22 protein-coding genes and 1 rRNA gene are annotated in these 23,751 nt (G+C 39.0%); 8 read left to right on the top strand and 15 right to left on the bottom strand.

Annotated elements, in window-relative coordinates; all coding sequences use genetic code 11:
- The 6 genes from DPV85_RS05870 to gmk all read right to left on the bottom strand — a co-directional run.
- Window positions 1–79 (bottom strand): 16S ribosomal RNA (locus tag DPV85_RS05870); the annotation flags it as partial.
- Window positions 80–400: 321 nt separating this feature from the next.
- The gene (gene murI / locus DPV85_RS05865; protein WP_111327384.1) at window positions 401–1,192 is read right to left on the bottom strand and encodes a glutamate racemase; all 792 of its coding nucleotides are present in this window, start codon (window positions 1,190–1,192) and stop codon (window positions 401–403) included.
- Window positions 1,193–1,222: 30 nt separating this feature from the next.
- Window positions 1,223–3,304 (bottom strand): ATP-dependent DNA helicase RecG, encoded by a 2,082-nt coding sequence (gene recG / locus DPV85_RS05860; RefSeq protein WP_111327383.1) that lies wholly within the window; start codon window positions 3,302–3,304, stop codon window positions 1,223–1,225.
- Window positions 3,304–5,424 (bottom strand): bifunctional GTP diphosphokinase/guanosine-3',5'-bis pyrophosphate 3'-pyrophosphohydrolase, encoded by a 2,121-nt coding sequence (spoT, locus tag DPV85_RS05855; protein ID WP_111327382.1) that lies wholly within the window; start codon window positions 5,422–5,424, stop codon window positions 3,304–3,306. The genes recG and spoT overlap by 1 nt, the downstream gene beginning before the upstream one ends.
- A 75-nt stretch (window positions 5,425–5,499) precedes the next feature.
- On the bottom strand, window positions 5,500–5,766 hold the full coding sequence (gene rpoZ, locus DPV85_RS05850) for a DNA-directed RNA polymerase subunit omega (RefSeq protein ID WP_005698386.1): 267 nt from the start codon (window positions 5,764–5,766) through the stop codon (window positions 5,500–5,502).
- A 60-nt stretch (window positions 5,767–5,826) separates the two neighbouring features.
- Window positions 5,827–6,453 (bottom strand): guanylate kinase, encoded by a 627-nt coding sequence (gmk, locus tag DPV85_RS05845; RefSeq protein ID WP_111327381.1) that lies wholly within the window; start codon window positions 6,451–6,453, stop codon window positions 5,827–5,829.
- Window positions 6,454–6,672: 219 nt separating this feature from the next.
- On the opposite strand from gmk, the gene gap reads away from it, so the two are divergent.
- Window positions 6,673–7,692: a type I glyceraldehyde-3-phosphate dehydrogenase gene (gene gap, locus DPV85_RS05840; protein WP_014063969.1), complete on the top strand. Its 1,020-nt coding sequence runs from the start codon at window positions 6,673–6,675 to the stop codon at window positions 7,690–7,692.
- A 229-nt stretch (window positions 7,693–7,921) separates the two neighbouring features.
- Complete coding sequence (locus DPV85_RS05835; RefSeq protein ID WP_111327380.1) at window positions 7,922–9,739, top strand: AMP-dependent synthetase/ligase; 1,818 nt, start codon at window positions 7,922–7,924, stop codon at window positions 9,737–9,739.
- Window positions 9,740–9,786: 47 nt separating this feature from the next.
- On the opposite strand, the gene selD is transcribed toward DPV85_RS05835, so the two are convergent.
- From selD to DPV85_RS05820, 3 genes are all read right to left on the bottom strand, one after another.
- Window positions 9,787–10,824: a selenide, water dikinase SelD gene (selD, locus tag DPV85_RS05830; protein ID WP_111327379.1), complete on the bottom strand. Its 1,038-nt coding sequence runs from the start codon at window positions 10,822–10,824 to the stop codon at window positions 9,787–9,789.
- A 63-nt stretch (window positions 10,825–10,887) separates the two neighbouring features.
- Window positions 10,888–12,156 carry an HlyC/CorC family transporter gene (locus DPV85_RS05825; RefSeq protein ID WP_111327378.1) on the bottom strand — a complete coding sequence of 423 codons (1,269 nt, stop codon included), beginning with the start codon at window positions 12,154–12,156 and terminating at the stop codon, window positions 10,888–10,890.
- A gap of 78 nt (window positions 12,157–12,234) precedes the next feature.
- On the bottom strand, window positions 12,235–13,020 hold the full coding sequence (locus DPV85_RS05820) for a cytochrome C assembly family protein (protein ID WP_111327377.1): 786 nt from the start codon (window positions 13,018–13,020) through the stop codon (window positions 12,235–12,237).
- A 139-nt stretch (window positions 13,021–13,159) separates the two neighbouring features.
- Between DPV85_RS05820 and ffh the strand changes: the two genes are divergently transcribed.
- The 6 genes from ffh to hda all read left to right on the top strand — a co-directional run bounded on the left by ffh (window position 13,160) and on the right by hda (window position 20,441).
- On the top strand, window positions 13,160–14,551 hold the full coding sequence (gene ffh, locus DPV85_RS05815; RefSeq protein ID WP_111327376.1) for a signal recognition particle protein: 1,392 nt from the start codon (window positions 13,160–13,162) through the stop codon (window positions 14,549–14,551).
- A 241-nt stretch (window positions 14,552–14,792) separates the two neighbouring features.
- Window positions 14,793–17,036, top strand: coding sequence for a nitric-oxide reductase large subunit (locus DPV85_RS05810; RefSeq protein ID WP_111327375.1), 2,244 nt, complete (start codon window positions 14,793–14,795; stop codon window positions 17,034–17,036).
- A gap of 183 nt (window positions 17,037–17,219) precedes the next feature.
- Complete coding sequence (locus tag DPV85_RS05805; protein WP_111327374.1) at window positions 17,220–17,558, top strand: PM0253 family protein; 339 nt, start codon at window positions 17,220–17,222, stop codon at window positions 17,556–17,558.
- Window positions 17,559–17,679: 121 nt separating this feature from the next.
- Window positions 17,680–18,306, top strand: coding sequence for a uracil phosphoribosyltransferase (upp, locus tag DPV85_RS05800; RefSeq protein ID WP_005695610.1), 627 nt, complete (start codon window positions 17,680–17,682; stop codon window positions 18,304–18,306).
- A gap of 120 nt (window positions 18,307–18,426) precedes the next feature.
- The gene (locus tag DPV85_RS05795; protein ID WP_111327373.1) at window positions 18,427–19,674 is read left to right on the top strand and encodes a nucleobase:cation symporter-2 family protein; all 1,248 of its coding nucleotides are present in this window, start codon (window positions 18,427–18,429) and stop codon (window positions 19,672–19,674) included.
- 71 nt (window positions 19,675–19,745) lie between these two features.
- Window positions 19,746–20,441 (top strand): DnaA regulatory inactivator Hda, encoded by a 696-nt coding sequence (hda, locus tag DPV85_RS05790; RefSeq protein WP_049372904.1) that lies wholly within the window; start codon window positions 19,746–19,748, stop codon window positions 20,439–20,441.
- A gap of 56 nt (window positions 20,442–20,497) precedes the next feature.
- On the opposite strand, the gene DPV85_RS05785 is transcribed toward hda, so the two are convergent.
- From DPV85_RS05785 to DPV85_RS05760, 6 genes are read right to left on the bottom strand one after another with little or no spacing between them, the layout of a single operon-like run.
- A complete protein-coding gene (locus DPV85_RS05785) occupies window positions 20,498–20,794 on the bottom strand; it encodes a hypothetical protein (RefSeq protein ID WP_049372903.1) in 297 nt (98 codons plus the stop codon).
- 5 nt (window positions 20,795–20,799) lie between these two features.
- Complete coding sequence (locus tag DPV85_RS05780) at window positions 20,800–21,393, bottom strand: DUF8095 domain-containing protein (protein WP_070582484.1); 594 nt, start codon at window positions 21,391–21,393, stop codon at window positions 20,800–20,802.
- Between the two features lie 19 nt (window positions 21,394–21,412).
- Window positions 21,413–21,811 carry an SMU1112c/YaeR family gloxylase I-like metalloprotein gene (gene gloA2 / locus DPV85_RS05775; RefSeq protein WP_070582485.1) on the bottom strand — a complete coding sequence of 133 codons (399 nt, stop codon included), beginning with the start codon at window positions 21,809–21,811 and terminating at the stop codon, window positions 21,413–21,415.
- The gene (gene ccmI / locus DPV85_RS05770) at window positions 21,811–22,728 is read right to left on the bottom strand and encodes a c-type cytochrome biogenesis protein CcmI (protein WP_111327372.1); all 918 of its coding nucleotides are present in this window, start codon (window positions 22,726–22,728) and stop codon (window positions 21,811–21,813) included. The genes gloA2 and ccmI overlap by 1 nt, the downstream gene beginning before the upstream one ends.
- Window positions 22,725–23,192, bottom strand: coding sequence for a cytochrome c-type biogenesis protein (locus DPV85_RS05765; RefSeq protein WP_111327371.1), 468 nt, complete (start codon window positions 23,190–23,192; stop codon window positions 22,725–22,727). The genes ccmI and DPV85_RS05765 overlap by 4 nt, the downstream gene beginning before the upstream one ends.
- Window positions 23,192–23,737 carry a DsbE family thiol:disulfide interchange protein gene (locus tag DPV85_RS05760; RefSeq protein ID WP_111327370.1) on the bottom strand — a complete coding sequence of 182 codons (546 nt, stop codon included), beginning with the start codon at window positions 23,735–23,737 and terminating at the stop codon, window positions 23,192–23,194. Before DPV85_RS05760 ends, DPV85_RS05765 begins: the two co-directional genes overlap by 1 nt.
- Between the last annotated feature and the right edge of the window lie 14 nt (window positions 23,738–23,751).

Here is a 23,751-nt window from a genome sequence, read left to right as displayed (position 1 = left end):
CTTTATGTTACCGTTCGACTTGCATGTGTTAAGCCTGCCGCCAGCGTTCAATCTGAGCCATGATCAAACTCTTCAATTCAAGTTCAATCGCTCAATACTGCTGACATAAAATGTCACTACTTAAAAAAGTATTATGAATTTCTAGTTAGCACCTATCAAGACTTCAAAATTAAAAAATATTTTTAAAACAAGTCAATCAACAAGTGCCCACACAGATTGTCTGATATATTGTTAAAGAGCAAAAAATAACGACGCACTGGTTTTTCTTAAGATTCACAACAGCGCGTCGTTGTGTGGGGCGTATTATAGGCATTTCAGATGCCTTTGCAAGATCTTTTTGTAAAAAAATGTAAATTTTTTTGCTATTTGCTTACAAACGCATCAACGTGACGAGAAAAAATCATTTTAAAACGGTAATGCCATCAAATCCCCAGAGAGCCAATGCTTGTTCTAATTGGTGTTTATTCTCTACGTCTTGCGTACAAAAAACCTGATTTTTTACCTCTGATTGTGACCGCACTTCTAATTTATTAAGTAAGAACTGCAATCGCTTGGCAATGGCGAATCCTGGATCCATAAAATTCTTCACTTGAGGTAAGCAAATTTGTATTTCATCTTTTATTAAAGGGAAATGGGTACAGCCTAAACAAATCGTATCTAAGTTCTCTATTGAAGCCCAAGGACTTAATTCATTTTTCAATGCAATCAAATCGACCGATTTCCCTTGGATTTTATGCTCTGCGATTTCAACCAGTTTAGTTGAGCCTAATCGTTCAACTATACAATGGGAGGCAAACTGATGAATAAGATCATTAACATAAGGGCGTTTAACCGTACCCTTTGTTGCCAATAGACCAATATGTTTCGTTTGTGAGATTTCTGCTGCAGGCTTAATAGCTGGTACGGTGCCTACAATCGGAATAGAAAATTGTTCACGTAAAGGCGGCAACACCACCGTACTCGCGGTATTACAAGCAATCACAATGGCATCAAGTGGATAATTCCGATTAATTTTTTTACAAATACCCAATGTTCGCTGAATAATTGTTTCTTCTGATTTTTCTGAATAAGGAAAGCCAGCATTGTCAAAGCAATACAAATAATGGTTATCTGGCATCAGCTTTTTCGCTTCGCGATAAACGCTTAAGCCCCCCATTCCAGAATCAAAGAAAAGTACCGTTGATTTATTCATTTATAAAACTCTTTCAAAAATAACCGCACTTTAGGCATTCGAATAAATTTCTCGATTATTTAGCCAACGGCGGATTAAACTTTCTGCCACATCCGGATATTTTACAATTAATGCCTTAGCATAATGTTGAACTGTTGGGATCATTTTACGATCGCGCATTAAATTCGCCACTTTAAATTCGGCAATTCCCGTCTGTTTGGTGCCTAACACCTCACCTGGACCGCGAATTTCTAAATCTTTTTCCGAAATCACAAAGCCATCTTGGCTATCACGCAATACCTGTAAACGTTTTTGCGACACTTTACCCAACGGCGGTTTATACATTAGGACACAAAAAGACGCCGTACTGCCACGCCCTACTCGTCCACGTAACTGATGGAGTTGTGATAAGCCCAAACGCTCTGCATTTTCAATGATCATTAGACTGGCATTCGGCACATCTACGCCCACTTCAATCACGGTTGTGGCCACAAGCAAATCGAGTTCTGCATTTTTAAAGGCAGCCATAATATCTTGTTTTTCTTGCGGTTTCATTCGCCCATGTACAAGACCAATTTTAAGCATCGGCAACGCTTTTGTTAAATCTTCCCAAATTGCCTCGGCTGCTTGCGCTTCTAATACTTCAGACTCATCAATCAACGTACAAACCCAATAAGCCTGACGTTTTTCATTAATACAGGCGTTTTTGACTCGAGCAACGATTTCATCACGACGCTCTTCTGAAATAACCACTGTCGTAATCGGCGTTCTGCCTGGTGGCAATTCGTCAATAATCGACGTATCAAGATCAGCATAAACCGTCATCGCTAATGTTCTTGGGATTGGTGTTGCAGTCATAATCAGTTGATGGGGATAAAATCCTGCTTTTTCACCTTTTTCTCGCAACATTAACCGTTGATGCACCCCAAAACGATGTTGCTCATCAATAATCACCAAGGCTAAATCCGCAAATTCTACCTCTTCTTGGAATAAAGCATGCGTACCCACCACCATTTGTACCGTTCCAGATTTAATTTTCTCCAATTCGGCTTGGCGAGCTTTCCCTTTTACCTTACCCGCTAACCAGCCAACTTCAATACCAAAAGGTTCTAACCAACGGCGGAAATTATTTGCATGCTGTTCTGCTAAAATTTCCGTTGGTGCCATTAAAGCCACTTGTTTGCCATTATCAATCGCTAATAAGGCAGCTAAGGCTGCCACTAACGTTTTCCCTGAGCCTACATCCCCTTGAACAAGGCGCATCATTGGATAATCTTTCGCTAAATCCTGTTCAATATCCGCCACTACTCTATTTTGAGCATTTGTTGGTTGAAAAGGCAAAGATGCAAGAAAACGTTGTTTCAAATCGGTTTGATAATGCAATGGCAACGCTAAAAACTGCTGCGTACCCAACCGCACTTTTTGCATCGCAAGATTATGTGCAAGAAGCTCTTCAAAGATAAGTCGTTGCTGTGCGGGATGTTGTCCTTTCTCCAAAATATCTAATGAGATATCTGGCGGTGGACGATGCAAAAATCGAATAGCATCCTTTAGGCTAAAAGGATGTGGATTAAATTCATTAGGTAAAATTTCCGTTAATTGGATTTTATCGAGTAAAGCCAAGGCTTGATCGGTTAGCTTACGTAATGAATTTTGTTTTAAACCTTCAGTTGTGGAATAAATAGGCGTAAGTGTTTCCTCTAAAACCAATGGCGCATTATCCCGTATGATTTGATATTCAGGATGATGAATTTCCGCCATAAAGCGTCCACGTTTAATTTCACCAAACGCTTTGACGCGCGTACCAATCTGAAAACTGTTTTTCATCCCCGCATTAAAATTGAAGAAACGGAGCATAATCTTGCTCGTTCCATCAGAAAGACTTACGGTTAAAATAGGACGGCGCCCAAAGGCAACTTCACAGGTTTGGACAACGCCTTCAATGGTGGCATATTGTTCAGGAAGAAGATCGGCAATGGGTGTAATTCTCGTGCGATCTTCATAACGGATAGGTAAATGAAAAAGCAAGTCTTGGAGATTATGAATTCCAAGACGGCTTAATTTATCGGAGATTGCCGCGCCAACACCAGATAAAGTGGTTAGAGGAACGGCATCGAGAAGTTGCGTACTCATTATGCTTCATTAATATTGCGCTTCAAACGAATCACACTGGTAATTTGTTTGATTTTTCGCATAATGTTTTCTAAATGATAGATATCTCTCGCGCCAACTTGGATAATGACTAATAGCACATTATTCTCTAATTCTTCCGTCCAAATACTTTGAATATTACTTTCACAAGTCGCGACGGCTGTCATGAGGCTACCTAATACATTTTGTTCATTAAGCATTTCAATGCGTAATTCGGCATCAAAATTGACCGCACTTTCAGCCTCTTCCCATTTTGCCGCGGTGAAATCTTTGGCATTACCTGACGTTAAATTAGAACAAGCTTGATGATGTACAACCACACCTTTCTTCGCAGTACCTAATGCCACGATAGGATCACCTGGAATTGGATGACAACATTGAGCGAAAGACGCTTTCATTTCTCCATCTCGGCTCAATGTTAGTGTACTTTGAGTATTTTCAGACACACCATCCACATCAATTTCAATAGCTTCATCCATTAATTGATGCGCAATGACACTCGACATTTGATTGCCTACACCGATTTCCTCAAAAAGCTCATTGAGACTTGAGAGGTTCAATTCATTTAGTAACGCTTGGATTTTCTCTTCAGAAACTTCAGAGAGATAATGAGGTTTCAAAGCCATTTCTAGCTGTTTTTTACCAGTTTGAACGGCATCATCTGCACGCAATAATTTTAAGAAATGACGAATACGGGTTCTTGCGCGAGCCGTCACTACAAAGTTTAACCAGCTAACGCTTGGATGAGTATTTTCACTGGTCACAATCTCAACGGTTTGACCAGATTCTAAAGCTTGTGATAACGGATAAGGTTTATGCTCTACTACTGCCGCAACACAATGATTTCCCACATCAGAATGCACTGCATAAGCAAAATCGACAGCTGTTGCGCCCATTGGTAATTCAACGATGCGACCTTTCGGCGTAAAGACATAGATTTCTTTCGGGAAAAACTCAGATTTTACGTTCTCAATAAACTCAAAGGAGTTACCCACGTTTTGTTGAATATCTACCAGGCTTTGTAACCAACGCTGCGCGCGTACTTGAGCTGTGGTGCTATCGTTTTTACCACCTTCTTTATACACCCAATGGGCGGTAACTCCCATTTCAGCAACCTGTTCCATCTCTTCAGTTTGCAAGTGGACTTCCACAGGCACCCCATGAGGGCCTATCATCGAGGTTTGTAGTGCTTGGTAGCCATTTGCACGTGGCACAGCAATATAATCTTTCACTTTACCAGGGCGAGGCTTATACAAACTATGCATTTGCCCCAATCCACGATAGCAATCATCAACCGAATTCACAATAACGCGGAAAGCATAAATATCCATAATAGAATGGAATTTCTGATCTTTCATGCGCATTTTTTGATAGATTTTATAGAGATGTTTTTCACGTCCCCAAATACGACTTCGAATACCCGCATCCTCAAGGCGTTGTGAAATATCATTAGAAATACGTTGGATTAATTCTTGACGAGAACCGCGCGCCTGTTCGACAAATTTTTTAAGTACTTCATAACGGCGAGGATGCATTGCTTCAAAAGATAAATCTTCTAATTCATTCTTGATATGCTCGATGCCTAAACGGTGGGCTAATGGACAGTAAATCTCTAGGGTTTCTTTTGCAATGCGACGACGTTTATCTGGACGTAATGCTCCCAGTGTTCGCATATTATGGGTACGGTCAGCCAGTTTGATTAAGACGACACGAATATCTCGAGTCATCGCTAAAATCATTTTGCGGAAGTTTTCAACCTGTGCTTCTTGGCGGGTACGGAATTTCAATTTATCTAGTTTCGATACACCATCAACAATTTCGGCTACGCTAGCGCCAAATTCATCTTTTAATTGAGATTCGGTATAAGGGGTATCTTCGATAACATCATGCAACAATGCTGCCATGATTGCTTCATGGTCTAAATGCATTTCCGCAATAATTGAGGCTACTGCAACAGGGTGAGTAATGTAAGGTTCGCCGCTTGAGCGAAATTGTCCTTCGTGAGCATCTCGCGCAATGACGAATGCACGTTTGATTAATTCAATTTTATCGACGGACAAATACCCCTGAATAATTCGATCTAAATCTGCAAACAATTCCAAAGGACACCTGACTTTTTTGTAGAGAGAAAGACTAGGCGATCAAAATACTTTAATTTTGACCGCACTTTAATGAGATTATTCTGCGATTAACGCTACTGCCACTTCTTCGTTACGTTGAGAAGCTGCCGCATCTAAATACTCTTTTGCATCCATGATTTCTTGGTTGATTAAACCTTTTTCGATTTCACGTAATGCGATTACAGTTGGTTTATCGTTATCTTCCGGCACTAACGGCTCACTTTGATGTAACTCTAATTGTCTCGCACGACGAGCGGCGGTTAAAATTAAATCAAAACGGTTACCAATTTTTTCTACTGCATCTTGCACAGTCACTCGAGCCATGTTTTACTCCGATGTTAAAAATAATGTCTATAAAGGGAAAATATTGTACTCAATTCAAGCTTATTTTGCTAGTAGCTGATGAATTAAGTCCGCATTTTCTGTTTGTTGATAAGCTTTGGTCAAGCGTTCTGCCTGCAAAATACTTTGCAAATCCGCCAATGCCTGTTCAAAATTATCATTCACAATAACGTAATCATATTCATCATAATGCGAAATTTCGCTGATTGCTTTTGACATTCGCTCAGCAATAACCTCTTTGCTATCCTGTCCGCGCCCAACCAAGCGACGCTCCAATTCTGGCAATGATGGAGGCAAAATAAAAATGCTTTTTACAGAAGGTACTTTTTGACGAATTTGCTGCGCACCTTGCCAGTCAATATCTAAAAACACATCAATGCCTTTTGCTAAGTTTTCTTCAATTGCTGGCAATGAAGTGCCGTAATAATTACCGCCAAACACTTTTGCATATTCTAAGAAGTGGCCTTTTTCAATTAAGGTTTTAAATTCTTCTACTGAAACAAAATAATAATGCACACCATGACTTTCACCTGGTCGAGGTGAACGCGTTGTGTGTGAAATAGACACCATTTTTTTCGTGCCTTGATTTTTTTCTAATAACGCGGAAATTAATGATGATTTGCCCGCCCCACTTGGTGCAGAAAGAATGTATAAATTACCTTGAGACATAATTGAAACCTCTTCTTGTTGTTTGTTTTTATTATACAAAAAGAAAATGAAAAGTGCGGTCAAATTTTCATTTGTTTTACCAAATTGTTAAAAAGTGATCGAGATCACAAAAAAGTGGTATATACCCTTTTTTTTATCAAAATGCCCATGCTATAATCCATGAGAACTCGTTAGAGCAACGATTTTGTTTAACTTAAAAAAATAGAAGGTGAAAATCTTATGGCTATTAAAATTGGTATCAACGGTTTCGGCCGTATCGGTCGTATCGTATTCCGTGCAGCACAACATCGCGATGACATCGAAGTTGTAGGTATCAACGACTTAATCGACGTTGAATACATGGCTTACATGTTGAAATACGATTCAACTCACGGTCGTTTTGACGGTACTGTTGAAGTTAAAGACGGTAACTTAGTCGTAAACGGTAAAACTATCCGTGTTACTTCTGAACGTGATCCTGCAAACCTTAACTGGGGTGCGATCGGCGTTGATGTTGCAGTTGAAGCAACAGGTTTGTTCTTAACTGATGAAACAGCACGCAAACACATCACTGCTGGTGCGAAAAAAGTCGTATTAACTGGTCCTTCTAAAGATAGCACACCAATGTTCGTACGTGGTGTAAACTTCGGTGCATATGCAGGTCAAGACATTGTGTCTAACGCTTCTTGTACGACAAACTGTTTAGCACCTTTAGCACGTGTTGTTCACGAAACTTTCGGTATCAAAGATGGTTTAATGACCACTGTTCACGCAACCACAGCAACTCAAAAAACTGTTGATGGTCCATCAGCTAAAGACTGGCGCGGTGGTCGTGGTGCAGCACAAAACATCATCCCTTCATCTACCGGTGCAGCGAAAGCTGTGGGTAAAGTATTACCAGCATTAAACGGTAAATTAACTGGTATGGCGTTCCGTGTTCCTACTCCAAACGTTTCTGTAGTTGACTTAACTGTAAACTTAGAAAAACCAGCAACTTACGAACAAATCAAACAAGCAATCAAAGATGCAGCTGAAGGTAAAACTTTCAACGGCGAATTAAAAGGCGTTTTAGGCTACACTGAAGATGCAGTAGTTTCTACAGACTTCAACGGTTGTGCTTTAACTTCTGTATTTGATGCTGACGCGGGTATCGCATTAACTGACTCTTTCGTTAAATTAGTATCTTGGTACGATAACGAAACTGGTTACTCAAACAAAGTATTAGACTTAGTTGCACACGTATACAACTACAAAGGCTAATCAAAATAGCTAAAAAATTAACCGCTCTTTTTAGAGCGGTTTTTTTTATTTCTAATCAATTTAGATTTTCTCAATATTTTATATATTCTTTATTGCTCATTTCAATATAAAAATAGAAAAATAATATGTCTATTATTTATTCTATATTCACAAAAGAATAACATTTTACTAGATTTTAAATTTATTTCGTTTATATTAGCGTACAGTTGTTCGCTCAAATAAGGCTTATATGAATTTAGAACGTCATTTCGTCAATCGAATTCGCCAGCAGGCAAAAACTCGTCAAAATGCAACCGCACTTCGCCATAAAATTAATGGCTTGTGGAAAGATATTTCATGGAACGCATTCCAACAACAGCTTGATCAGCTTTCATTAGCTTTTCTTGCTTGTAATATTCAAGTACAAGATAAAATTGCAATTTTTGCGCACAATATGTCACGTTGGACAATCGCAGATATTGCAGCACTTCAAATCCGTGCCATCACCGTTCCAATTTATGCAACAAATACCGCACAACAAGCTGAATTTATTTTAAACCATGCCGATGTCAAAATTCTGTTTGTCGGCGCTCAAGAACAATATGATCAAGCGTTAGAAATTGCGCATCAATGCCCACAATTACAAAAAATTGTGGCCATGAAAGAACAGATTCAATTGACTGAAACTACACTTTCTTGCCATTGGGAAGATTTAATTCAATTAGGTACAGAAGAGTTCCAGACTGAATTTGAAACTCGTTTAGCAAATAAAACGATGGATGATTTATTCACGATCATCTACACCTCAGGCACAACAGGTGAACCGAAAGGCGTAATGCTCGATTACAGTAACTTAGCGCATCAACTTGAAGCCCATGATATTGCATTAGATGTTAATCAAGATGAGGTTTCACTTTCTTTTTTACCGTTTAGCCACATTTTTGAGCGAGCTTGGGTTGCCTATGTGTTACATCGCGGAGCAATCCTTTGTTATCTCGAAGATACCAATCAAGTACGTGAAGCATTAACAGAAGTGCGCCCAACCTTTATGTGTGCCGTACCGCGTTTCTATGAAAAAATTTATTCTGCTGTACTGGATAAAGTCCAAAAAGCGCCTTTTATTCGTCAGATGATTTTCCATTGGGCGATTGCAGTGGGACAAAAACGTTTTGATCTTCTCTCTCAAAATAAAAGAGTCCCGTTCTTCTTGCAAAAACGTTATGCGCTTGCCGATAAACTGGTGCTGTCTAAACTGCGTTCATTGTTAGGCGGACGTATCAAAATGATGCCTTGTGGTGGCGCAAAATTAGAACCAACCATTGGCCTTTTCTTCCATAGCATTGGGATTAATATCAAACTCGGTTATGGCATGACAGAAACCACAGCTACCGTTTCTTGCTGGGGTGACCATCATTTTAATCCGAATTCTATTGGTAAATTAATGCCAAATGCCGAAGTTAAAATTGGGGAAAATAACGAGATTCTGGTTCGTGGTGGCATGGTAATGAAAGGTTACTATAAAAAGCCTGAAGAAACTGCCCAAGCCTTCACTGAGGATGATTTCTTAAAAACGGGAGATGCCGGTGAATTTGATGCTGAAGGTAATTTATTTATTACCGATCGCATTAAAGAATTGATGAAAACCTCCAACGGTAAATACATTGCGCCACAATATATCGAAGGTAAAATCGGTAAAGATAAATTTATCGAACAAATTGCGATTATTGCTGATGCAAAAAAATATGTTTCAGCGTTGATCGTACCTTGTTTTGATAGCGTAGAAGAATATGCGAAAAAACTGAATATTAAGTATCAAGATCGCATGGAATTACTCAAACACTCTGAAATTATCAAGATGTTTGAACAACGTATCGAAAGCCTTCAAAAAGAATTGGCTCACTTCGAGCAAGTGAAGAAATTTACGCTACTCTCTCAGGCATTTAGCGTCAAACTTGGTGAAATCACGCCTACGCTCAAATTACGCCGAAAAGTGATTATGGAACGCTATCGTCATATTATTGACTCGATGTATTCCAACAACAAAGAAAACAAGGAAAATAAAGAATAAAAAAAGTGCGGTAAATTTCACCGCACTTTTATTTTGACGAAAATAATTTATTCGACTTTAACCAATACACCTTCTTGATGAGGTTTTAATACACCGACCTCACTAAGCTCAATACCGGCTTTTTTTGCAATCTCTAAGATTTCCGCCTCACTTTCTGGTTTAACCGCAATCAACAAGCCACCAGAGGTTTGAGGATCGCAAAGTACCGCCTTTTGATAATCCGTAAGAGGACCAATTTTATGACCATAGCTTTCAAAGTTACGGTTTGTTCCACCTGGCACACAGCCTTCTTCAATGTAATCTGTTACACCATCTAATAACTTGATTTTATCAAAATGCACAACCGCATTAAGATTTGAGCCTTCACAGATTTCAGCTAAGTGCCCTAATAAACCAAAACCAGTTACATCTGTCATGGCGGTTACACCTGCAACTTCTGCAAATTGGCTGCCAATCAGGTTCATTTGACACATGGCTGCAGTTGCCAATCCTTGATGTTCTGGTTTTAACTTGCCTTTTTTCTCAGCAGTAGTCAGCACACCGATACCTAATGGCTTGGTTAAATAAAGCTTACAATTTGCTTCTGCTGAGGCATTACGTTTTACACGATCCGTTGCTATAACGCCTGTTACGGCTAAACCAAAAATAGGTTCTGGCGCATCAATCGAGTGTCCACCAGCCAGTGAAATCCCCGCTTGATGACAAGCAAAACGGCCACCATCAACAATTTTCTGTGCCACTTCTGCCGGTAATTTATTAATCGGGAAACCTAAAATGGCAATTGCCATAATCGGCTTACCACCCATTGCAAAAATATCGCTAATGGCATTGGTTGCGGCAATACGTCCAAAATCAAAAGGATCGTCCACAATCGGCATAAAGAAATCCGTGGTACTGATAATTGCAGTACCATTACCAAGATCATAAACCGCTGCATCATCCGCTGTTTCATTTCCCACTAATAAATTGGGATCAGCAAATTTTTCGAGTTTAGTCTGTAAAATTGTCCCTAACACCTTAGGCGAAATTTTACAGCCTCAACCTGCGCCGTGGCTGTATTGTGTTAAACGAATCTCATCCGTCATATTCAATCCTTTGTTAAAATAACGTATTTCTTAAACAAAAAGAGCGGTCAGAAAAAGCCGTATTTAAGAGGCTAACTTCTCCACTTTTGCTTGCTTGATCATGTTATCGCTGACTTCTAAAATGGTAATTCTTAAGCCATTGATTTCACAAACAGTTCCTTCATCAGGAATATCTTCAAGATGCTCGAGAATCAAACCATTAAAGGTGCGTGCATCTTCTGTATCTAATTCCCAACTAAACATTTTATTCAAATCACGAAGATTTGCCGAACCTTCAATAATCATCGAACCATCAGATTGCTGAACAACTTCTTGTTCAATGGTCGGTGCTGTAGTGGTTGTAAAATCACCTACAATTTCTTCTAAAATATCTTCAAGAGTAACTAATCCTTTAATATCACCATATTCGTCCACCACTAAACCGATACGTTCTTTTTTCGTACGGAAATTCGCTAATTGTGTTTTCAGTGGTGTCCCTTCTGGAATGAAGTATACTTCATCGACGGCACGTAATAAGGTTTCTTTGGTAAATTCATTTTTTTCTAATAACAAACGAAACGCTTCACGCACACGCAAAATCCCTAATACTTGTTCATCAAGGCTGCCTTTATACAACACAATTCGGTTATGTGGTGCATGATTAAGTTGGCGCATAATAGCTTTCCAATCATCATCGATATCAATCCCAGCAATTTCATTACGTGGTACCATGATATCGTCGACAGTCACCGTTTCCATATCTAAAATAGAGAGCAACATTTGTGGATGCTGTTCATCTGGAGTAGCTTCTCCCGCTTCCGATACAATACTACGAAGTTCTTCACGGCTAATCACTTGTTTTTGCATATCGGGTTTTAAACCCACCATTCGCATTAAGGTTTTCGTAAAAATATTCATTAACCAAACTAATGGATAGAACACTTTTAACAATAGCGACAAAATGTGACTTGAAAATAATCCCACTTTCTCTGGATGCATCGCCGCAACGGTTTTAGGGAAAATTTCAGAAAAAACAAGCATAGCAAAGGTTAATAAACCTGTTGCGATTGCTACACCCGCATCACCATATAAACGCATACCAATCATGGTTGCAATAGCGGAAGCACTGATGTTAACAAGGTTATTAAAGATCAGAATAAAACTTAACAAGGTATCGGGCTTCTCGAGCAGTTTTTCTGCTTTTTGCGCGCCTTTATTGCCTTGTTCCGCCATAAAACGAAGGCGATATTTATTGAGAGAGAGTAATCCGGTTTCTGAGCCGGAGAAATAGGCTGATAAAACTAAACAAATAATGAGTGTAATAAATAAAGTACTAAGGGGGATACTGTCCAAGGGTAAATCCTTTTGTTCGTTAATCAACAAAAAGTGCGGTCATTTTCACCGCACTTTTTACCTGTTCTTTGATTTTAATTAAATCAAACGGCTACCAAAATAGCCAATCGTAAGCAGAATGATACCTGAAATTGCGTAAATAATCATCCTTTTTCCACGCCAGCCCAATCGCCAATGACCAAAACAAGCAATACCAAAACTAATCCAAGCTAGGAAAGAGAAAATTGCTTTGTGCAGATTTTCTGGGGTCACTGCTTGCAACACATGATAAGTGCCTGAAATTAACGTCAGCGTGAGTAAAACCTCCCCCATGGCAAATAAACAAAAGAAATGGCGTTCTACTGCCATCAATGGCGGAATTGCTGGCGAAAATTGAATTTTACGTTTTTTCAAATTACGGTCTAACCATACCAATTGGATCACATAAAGCGTTGCAATAAAACAAACTGCATAGGTAAATAGCGACAAGCCAATATGGAATAACATCAATGTATTTTGATTAAGCATTTGAATAATGTGGCTTGATAAGAATGTCGCAAAGATCAAGCTAATGATCGAAAACGCATACACTATCGGTAAAACAAACCACATTGTCGAAACGAGAAACATTGAAAGCGTCGCCAATGCCGCAATAATTACGCTCATTAAGGAAGCAATTTGCATTAGCGTAAAACTGTGCCCTGAAGCAAGATCCTCTAACAGAGGGAAAGTACTAACAGCATGCAGAATGATTGCTGCAAGTGCGGTCAGAAAAAACGGGATTTTACTTTGACTCAACTTCCCTTCTGATGAGTTCATCAAAAACGGGGCGATCAACAATAAACTAAGAATGTAAAAAATAATCGAAAAAAGGGCAAACCACATAATGCTTTCTCTTTACTAGGAATTATTCTTATTTTAACGGATCTTTTCTCTAGATCGCCATAATTTTATTTGAAATGATGAAAAACGCCCAAATTTCGGTATAATCACGGCAATTTTTTAAGAAAAAACAGGATTTAAAATGTTTGAGAATTTATCGGATCGCCTTTCCAAAACGCTACGAAACATTAGCGGTAAAGGGCGTTTAACTGAAGATAATATTAAAGAAACCCTACGCGAAGTTCGTATGGCGTTATTAGAAGCTGATGTTGCTTTGCCTGTCGTATGTGAATTTATCACCAAAGTAAAAGAAAGCGCGTTAGGCGAAGAAGTTAATAAAAGCTTAACACCTGGCCAAGAGTTCTTAAAAATCGTTCAACGCGAACTCGAAAAAGCTATGGGTGAAGCTAATGAAAGCTTAAACCTTGCAACACAGCCACCCGCAGTTATTTTAATGGCGGGTTTACAAGGTGCGGGTAAAACCACCAGCGTGGGTAAATTAGCAAAATTCTTACGCGAACGTCATAAAAAGAAAGTGCTTGTAGTATCTGCCGACGTATATCGTCCTGCGGCAATCAAACAGCTTGAAACCTTAGCACAATCTGTTGGTGTGGATTTCTTCCCATCTGATGTCAAACAAAAACCGGTAGAGATTGCAAAAGCGGCACTTGCCGACGCTAAACTCAAATTCTACGATGTGTTAATTGTGGATACGGCAGGTCGCTTACACGTTGATAGCGAGATGATGGATGAAATCAAGCAAGTTCACGCGACATTAAATCCAATCGAAACGCTTTTCACCGTTGATGCAATGACCGGTCAAGATGCGGCAAATACAGCAAAAGCCTTCAACGAGGCCTTGCCACTTACCGGGGTTATCTTAACCAAAGTGGATGGTGATGCACGAGGTGGTGCGGCCTTATCTATTCGTCAAATCACTGGCAAACCGATTAAATTCCTTGGTGTGGGTGAAAAAACAGAAGCCCTTGAGCCATTCCACCCTGATCGCGTAGCATCGCGTATTTTAGGCATGGGCGATGTACTTTCCCTTATCGAAGATCTAGAACGTTCAGTGGATCGTGAAAAAGCGGAAAAAATGGCACAGAAATTCAAGAAAGGTGATGATTTCACCTTGGACGATTTCCGTGAACAGCTCCGTGAAATGAAAAAAATGGGCGGTATGATGTCGATGCTTGAAAAATTACCGGGTGCGAAAAACTTACCGGATCATGTCAAAAATCAAGTAGATGACAAAATGTTTATCAAAATGGAAGCCATCATTAATTCCATGACCTTAAAAGAACGAGCCAATCCAGATATTATCAAAGGATCTCGCCGTCGTCGCATTGCATTAGGTTCAGGTACACAAGTGCAAGATGTGAATAAGTTGCTGAAACAATTTGACGAAATGCAACGCATGATGAAGAAAATGCGCAAAGGTGGAATGGCAAAAATGATGCGCGGCATGCAAGGCTTAATGGGCGGAGGCGGCTTAGGCGGTCTCGGTGGTTTAGGCGGCATGTTTAAACGTTAATCCCCTCTTCAAATAAAGTGCGGTCAAAAATCAATAGGTTTTTGGCCGTTTTTTTTATCTTTTTAGTTAGCATTTCCTATTACCCGATTAAATTACTCAGTTTTAGGTAATATTTTCATCATTTGATAGTCGATATAATTGCTCAGGTATTTTTCTTCGAGTAAAATCTAGCCCTTGATGGCTATTCTCGGAAAGTTAACCATCATGGCATCATATTTTTTAATCATCTAGGAGTGATAAAATGGGACAGTATAAAAAGTTCTGGTACCTATTAGTCGCCGTATTAATTGGAGCATTCTCCATTCTCGGTTACTATGGGTTCGAAGTTTATCGTGAAGCACCACCAATTCCGCAACAATATGTTTCAGAATCAGGTGAAAAAGTGATTACTCACGATGAAATTTTACATGGTCAAACCGCTTGGCAAACCACTGGTGGTATGCAAGTGGGATCTGTTTGGGGTCATGGGGCATACCAAGCACCAGACTGGACAGCAGATTGGCTTCACCGTGAATTAACTAACTGGTTGGATATTACAGCGAACCAAGAATTTGGTAAAAACTTTGCTGATTTAAATGATGAACAGCAAACGTTATTAAAAGCGCGTTTAACCAAAGAATATCGTGGTAGCAAAGTTGAAAACGGTACTGTTGTGCTGTCAAACACCCGTTTAGCGGCAATGGAAAAAACAGCACAATACTACATTTCTTTATATGGTGATGATCCTGCAACCAAAGTGACTCGTGAACACTTTGCGATGAAGGATAATACTCTTCCTGATTTACAAGCTCGTAAAGACTTAGCTAAATTCTTCTTCTGGACAGCATGGACTGCATCAGCTGAACGTCCAAACACTCACGCAAGTTACACCAACAACTGGCCACATGAACCGTTAATTAATAACGTACCAACACCAGAAAACGTAATTTGGTCTATTGCGAGTGTGGTATTCCTCATTGCAGGTATTGGTTTTGTTGTATGGATTTGGTCATTCAAAAAACGTGAAGATGAAAAAGAACCACCAATGCCTGAGTTCGATCCACTCACAAAATTACAACTTACTCCTTCTCAACGTGCGTTAGGTAAATACCTCTTTACTGTGCTTGCTCTTTTCGTATTGCAAGTCACATTAGGTGCGGTTGTAGCACACTATACGGTTGAAGGTCAGGAATTCTATGGTATTGATATTTCTCAATACTTCCCATATTCATTAGTTCGTACATGGCATATTCAAGCTGCCTTATTCTGGATTGCAATGGCATTCTTAGCCGGTGGTTTATTCCTCGCACCAATCATTAATGGCGGTAAAGATCCGAAATTCCAAAAATTGGGTGTGGATGTTCTCTACTGGGCATTAGTGGTATTAGTCGTTGGTTCATTCACTGGTAGCTACTTAGCAATTGCTCATATTCTCCCTGAAGAATGGAGCTTCATGTTCGGTCACCAAGGCTATGAATTCATTGACTTAGGTCGTTTCTGGCAAGCAGTGAAATTCGCAGGCATCTTATTCTGGTTAGTATTAATGCTTCGCGGTACAGTGAATGCCTTCAAACAACCTGGTGATAAAAACTTATTGGCATTATTCTTCGCCTCAGTAATTGCGATCGGTTTATTCTATGGCCCTGCATTATTCTATGGCGAGCACACTCACATTTCTGTGATGGAATACTGGCGTTGGTGGGTAGTTCACCTATGGGTAGAAGGCTTCTTTGAAGTATTCTCTGTAGCGGCACTCTCATTCATCTTTGTAAGTTTAGGTTTAGTTTCACGTCGTACTGCAACTGTGGCAACCATTACTGAAGCAGCGTTATTCTTAATCGGTGGTATCCCTGGTACTTTCCACCACTTATACTTCGCAGGTGCAACCACACCAATTATCGCAGTAGGTGCATCATTCTCTGCGCTTGAAGTGGTTCCATTAGTGTTATTAGGTCATGAAGCTTGGGAACACTGGGCAATGCAACAAAAAACACCTTGGATGGACCGTTTAAAATGGCCTCTTTACTGCTTCGTAGCTGTAGCGTTCTGGAATATGTTAGGTGCTGGCGTATTTGGTTTCTTAATCAATCCACCAATTTCGCTTTACTACATCCAAGGCTTGAACACGACTGCTGTTCATGCTCACGCCGCATTATTCGGTGTGTATGGCTTCTTAGCACTAGGCTTCGTATTCTTAATCGCTCGTTATTTACGTCCGGATACACCATTTAACGATAAGTTAATGAAATGGGGCTTCTGGTTATTAAATGGCGGTTTAGTATTAATGATCGTATCAAGCTTATTACCAATCGGTATTATTCAAGGTTATGCAAGTATCTCTGAAGGCTTATGGTATGCTCGTAGTGAAGAATTTATGCAACAACCTCTATTCGATACCCTACGTTGGGTTCGTTTCGGTGGCGACGTTGTCTTCATCTTCGGTGCATTAGCTTTCTTCTGGCAAATCTTTACGATGATTTTCTTTAAACCGAAAAGAGCAGCATAATTAAATTAATAATCATGCAAAAGCGGCTAAGTAATTGGCCGCTTTTTATTTGTGAAAAATTCGTTAAATTTTCTGACTCTACTTTGATCTCCATCAAACCATTTACCTTCTTTTAAGTATGATTAAATTTGTCTTTAGAGCTATACTTTCCATACTTTTCAACTTTTCTTATAACATTTCAACATGAGTGACAATCCATTCAACGCTAGTTGGTCATCAAAGGGCAATACGCTATGTCTAGGTCATTGGGATATTACTTATCTTGGTTTACCTGTGGTACTGCCACTTGAACGCCGTGATAAAGATATGAGAACAAATAATATTTATAATTTCATGGATCCCGAAGATGAGCTTTATCGAGAAGGCTTAATGGAAGATGATTGGATTGTGGAAAATATCGATTGGCTTTCAGATGTTTTTATCGAGCATAATATCCCTTTAGAAGAAGAAACCATGCGTGCATTCTATCAAGCGGTGAATAAGGAAGACTGGCGATGTGGGAGCTGTGGTGGATGTATTTAATAGCAAAGTGCGGTAAATTTTATCCCCGTTTTTATACCGAACTGTCATAATAAAAACACTAGGAAATTCAATATTTCTGATATAAAATTCTCCGATTTGTTTTTTAAAAGGGAGAAAAAAGATGAAACTTGTTGAAGTTAAACATCCGCTTGTTAAACATAAATTAGGCGTGATGCGCGAAGCTGATATTGATACCAAAAAATTCCGTGAACTTGCAACTGAAGTGGGTAGCTTACTTACCTATGAAGCCACTGCCGATCTTGAAACAGAAAAAGTGATTATTGAAGGTTGGAATGGTCCTGTTGAAATTGAACGTATCAAAGGCAAAAAAGTCACTGTTGTGCCAATTTTACGTGCGGGTCTTGGTATGATGGACGGTGTATTAGAGCACGTTCCAAGCGCTCGTATCAGTGTAGTCGGGATTTATCGTAATGAAGAAACCCTTGAACCTGTTCCTTATTTCCAAAAACTTGCGAGTGATTTAGAAGAACGTTTAGCTATCGTTGTGGATCCAATGCTCGCAACCGGTGGTTCAATGATCTCCACAATTGATTTATTAAAAGCAAAAGGTTGCCAACACATCAAAGTATTAGTATTAGTCGCGGCACCTGAAGGAATCAAAGCATTAGAAAAAGCGCATCCAGATATCGAACTTTATTGCGCATCTATTGATGATCACTTAAATGAACAAGGCTACATCATTCCAGGCTTGGGTGATGCAGGCGATAAGATTTTTGGGACGAAATAATTCCCTTTTAATAAGACGGCATTTATGGCCGTCTTTTTTCCGTGCGTGAAAACACAAAAGCTAAAAAAGCATTAAAACCGACCGCACTTTCAGTTAATTCAAACCGAGAGTTGAAACTAAATGAGTAATCAAACTACAACCGCACCTGTTGAGGTGCAAAGCATGGGCAAACAAGCGTTTGTCGGTTTACAGATGTTATTTGTGGCCTTCGGCGCCTTAGTATTAGTTCCCTTAATCACCGGATTAAATTCTAATACAGCCCTTCTTACCGCAGGTATCGGTACACTACTTTTCCAACTTTGTACCGGTAAACAGGTTCCTATTTTCTTGGCCTCCTCTTTTGCCTTTATTGCGCCTATTCAATATGGTGTACAAACTTGGGGTATCCCAACCACAATGGGTGGACTTGCTTGTGCAGGCTTAGTCTATTTCGCACTATCAACCTTAGTAAAATTACGCGGTAGTGCTGCACTTGAGCGTATCTTCCCGCCTGTTGTTGTCGGTCCCGTAATTATCATTATTGGTATGGGACTTGCACCCGTTGCTGTGGATATGGCATTAGGTAAAAACAGTGCATATAGCTATGAGCATTCGGTATTAGTTTCTATGATTACCTTGGTCACTACCCTTTCTGTTGCGGTATTTGCTAAAGGTATGATGAAACTGATTCCAATTATGTTTGGTATCGTTGCTGGCTATGTGGTTTGTTTATTCTTAGGATTAATTAACTTCCAACCTGTTTTAGACGCAAAATGGTTTGAATTACCTGAGTTAACCAAACCAGAATTTAATTTAGAAGCTATTCTTTATATGCTACCGATTGCTATCGCACCAGCCGTTGAACACGTGGGTGGTATTATGGCAATCAGTTCTGTAACAGGTAAAGATTTCCTTAAAAAACCAGGCTTACACCGTACTCTATTAGGGGATGGTGTAGCAACGGCTGCAGCGTCATTAGTAGGTGGTCCACCAAATACCACTTATGCCGAAGTAACGGGTGCAGTCATGCTAACTCGCAACTTCAATCCAAATATTATGACTTGGGCTGCGGTATGGGCAATTTCGATTTCCTTCTGTGGTAAAGTAGGCGCATTCCTTTCTACTATTCCAACCATCGTAATGGGGGGCATTATGATGTTGGTATTCGGCTCGATTGCCGTTGTTGGGATGAGTACCTTAATTAAAGGCAAAGTAGATGTAACTGAACCTCGCAACCTTTGTATCATTTCGGTAGTTATGACCTTCGGTATCGGTAATATGTTTGTCAACGTAGGCGATGTTGTTTCCCTAAAAGGAATTAGCCTTTGTGCCATCGTTGCCATTGTGCTGAACTTGATTTTGCCAAAAGCGAAAAATGAAGTAGAATAAAACTTCCCAAACAAAAGGGTTAAATGAAAATTTAGCCCTTTCTTTTTTATTTTAAATCAACTCGTTAATCCGTGAATCAGCAACTTTCTTTACCTATTCATCAAATTGATGATGAAACGCTTGAGAATTTTTATAGCGATAATAATGCATTATTGCTCAATTCTTTACGCCAAAACATGACTGATTTACAACAGCAATTCTTCTACCTTTGGGGAAACCAAAGCGTCGGAAAAACTCATCTTCTACGCGCACTCTGTAATGAATATATTCAGAAACAACGGAGCGCCATTTATGTCCCATTGAGCAAATCACAATATTTTTCTACTGCAGTTTTTGAGAATTTGGAACATCAAGAATTAGTTTGTTTAGATGATTTGCAAACAATTATTGGAAATTCAGAATGGGAAATTGCCTTATTTGATCTCTTTAATCGTATTAAGGCTAATGGCAAAACTTTATTAGTTGTCAGTGCAGATCAATCTCCAACGGCTCTACCCGTTAAATTACCGGATCTTGCTTCTCGCTTAAAATGGGGAGAAAGTTATCAATTGATTCCACTCAGCGATGAACAAAAATTTGCAGTATTGAAACAGAATGCCCATCAACGAGGCATCATACTTTCAGATGAGACTGCCAATTTTATATTCACGCGTTTAGATCGTGATATGGCAACACTAAAAGAAGCATTAGTGAAACTCGATGAAGCCTCACTACAAGCCAAACGAAATCTGACGATTCCTTTTGTGAAATCGATTTTAGGCTTATAAACAAGCAAAAAAAATAACCGCACTTTTTCAAGCGCGGTTATTTTTTCTTTATTTAATTACCAGCAATGGTGACAATAGCCAAATGCCGGCATAATGGCCACTGGATAACGAGAATAGCCTGTCATTTTTGGACGATGATCGCTTGCATTCACTTCATTTGGAACGCTATCTCTTTGTGCGACTCTCGCTTTTTCTCGAGCAGTAACAGTATTACCACTTGTTACTCGAGCATTATAATCTTGTACAGTATTCATATCATACGCAGCTGCGCCATTACCAATACTTGAAGCTTCCTGAGGTGCAGTACACGCAGTTAAAACAGCTAACGCTGCAATAGAGATTAATTTTTTCATAAATTTTACCTTTTGTTACAAACCACTTTATTAAGTGTTTCTCTGCCTTCTTTGATCCGTTCGTTCGCTTTTCTTCTAACATTAGGATCTTCGTTATTTTCAATGTATTTCGCTACATTGGCATTCTTTATTGCATAAACAGGCACATACTGCGAAGTTTTCGTTTCGCTCTGTTTATAAATTGTTGCCCCTAACACGCTTCCATAATATTCACTGGCATCATTTGGCTTAATGTAATAATTACTAGAATTTGTTACATCTACACCATCTGTACTTTTAAAACCGCTACAGATTCCCGCTGGTGAAAGAAACGTTGTTTTGGATGCCGCAACTTCGTTAAATTTATATACTTCAAATTCAACACTATTAGCAAGCTCTTCCATATCTTTTTCAGATTTAGGATCTAAACTTCTTTGCCCTTTTCCATCAATATATTTCACTGTTTCAGAAATATTACTTTCAGAAACATTAACTGAAAGATTATTTTCAGGCGTTTTTACCTTTGTTGCATATACAACACTACTACCTTCGGCTAAAACAACTGACGATGCTAAAATACAAAAAGAGTAAATCCCAATTTTTTTCTTAATATGACTCATAATAATTTGATTTTCTACGTTAATAATTATTTTCGTATAACTCAATAGGTAAATAATCTGGGTCTCTAAAGAAAGTGTACTTCATTCCCGTTAATTCATCAACCCTAATTGGTTCACTATCAATGCTATTTTCAAAAAGATAAGCGACATACTCATCAATATTTTCTACTTTGAATGCCAAATGCCGTAAACCACAGGCTTCAGGGCTAGTTACTCTTTGAGGCGGATTTGGGAAAGAAAATAGCTCTATTTGACTCCCATCAGGAAAACTTAAATCTAATTTATAACTATCTCGCTCTTCACGATAAGTTTCATTTAACTGTTTTGCCCCTAAAATCTCCATATAAAAATGCTTCGAACGAGCATAGTTCGAAGCAATAATTGCAATATGGTGAAAACCTAATAATTGAGGTTTCATTATTTCTCCGGTGTGACACTTTTTGCTTTTTCTTCTTCCTGTAAAGCAAGAGCATCACGTGCCGCACGAATACTCTTTTCAAGCATTGGCACGCGAGGATCATCTGGTTCCAATAAACGTAGCATCATTGCCCAGGTAACGGCTGCCATTTTATAATCCTCACCTTCAAAATAACTGAAAGCAAGTAAACTTAATGCTTCAGGATTAGAATGATCTTGACGAATAATCTCGCGTAAAAGCTGATTACCTTTCAGTTTATCCGTTTGATCTTCAGAAGACATTAACATACGCGCATAAGAAAGCTTATAATCTAAATTATCCGGCTCAAGTTTATTCGCTTGTTGATAACTATCAAAGGCTAATTTTCCATTACCTAAATTCATCCCTACCTGACCTAACAACCACCATTTTTTAGCATCCTTTGGTGTTTTTTGTAAATCCAAACGAAGTGCGGTCGAAAATTGCTGCATTTCTGCATCTGTCATTGGGTTTGTGTCTTCTTCTTTGATCCGTTCAAAGAAATAAGGTAATTTTGCCAATGTCTTTTCCATCATATCTTCGGCTTTCCAAGATCCCAGAGGGAAATAAGCCGCACCAGCAATAATGGCCAAACCTAATAAACCAGAAACAAACCACAACTTACCGTAATTTTTAGCATTTTTATCGATTGTTTGAGTCTCTTTTTGAGGAATATCTTCCAATAATGTTTTTTGTAGCTCTTGCTTGAGTTGTTCAACATTTTCAACTAAACCCTGTTGATTATCTTGCTCAATCTCTTGCAAACGAGAAAAATATAACGCTTTATTTAATTCATCACGCTTTTTATCTTCTTTCGCTTTAACAGAACGTAACAAGGGATAAAAACAAATCAATCCCACGACTAAAGTGAGCGCAATAATACTTAATGCAAAATTCATGATTTATCCTTTTCTTTGAGTAAAGCCGATAGACGTGCATTCTCTTCATCATCTAAAATCGCGTCAGAATTGACCGCACTTGGGCTTTTAGATTTACGTTTAAATACAAATAGAATGCCAATCAACACTAACAAAATTGGGGCAATCCATAGAACGATTGTTGACATCGTCATTGGTGGATCATAAGTCACGAAATTGCCATAGCGTTGGATCATATAATCCACCACTTCATTTCGATTTTTACCTTCTTGTAACAGCTCAAACACTTTACCACGCATATCTACTGCAATGGTTGCATTCGAATCAGCAATATTGTTATTTTGACATTGAGGACAACGCAATTCTTGTGTTAATTGATGATAGTCTTTTTCTTGCTCTGGTGATGCAAAATTCAATGCATCAATAGAAGCTGTCGCCGAGATACTCACAAAAAGTGCGGTTAAAAAAAGCCATGATCTTTTCATTATGGTTTCTCCGCGAGTTTGTCATAAATCGGTTTTAAGGTCTCATTCCAAACGCGTTCATTCACATCACCCGCTAAGCGATAATGAATCACACCTTTGCCATCCACGATAAATGTTTCTGGTGCGCCGTAAACCCCCAAATCTAATGCAAAAGAACCTTTTTCATCTTTAAGCACAAGACTATAAGGATTGCCTAAATCTTTCAGCCATTTTATCGCTTTTGGTGATTCATCTTTATAGTCGATACCAATGATTGTTACACCTTGTTTAGCCAATTGATTCAAGTATTGATGCTCGGCATAACAAGTTGGACACCAAGTTGCCCACACATTTAATAGAATCGGTTTGCCTTGTTGGAAAATTTCATTACCGTAGGTTTTATTTTCCAATAAATCCGTTAATGTTTTCTGTGGCACTGGTTTTCCCACAAGCGCAGATTCTAACGCTTTTGGATCATCACCTTGCGCGTTACGTCCTAACTGAACTAAAAAAGCTGCCGCCACGGCAAGAAAAACAATAAGTGGGATAAGTAGTTTTTTATTCATAACACTATCAATTT

This window comes from Haemophilus parainfluenzae, assembly GCF_003252725.1.
Classification (GTDB): domain Bacteria; phylum Pseudomonadota; class Gammaproteobacteria; order Enterobacterales; family Pasteurellaceae; genus Haemophilus_D; species Haemophilus_D parainfluenzae_L.
This window is presented reverse-complemented; position numbering and strand designations above follow the sequence as displayed.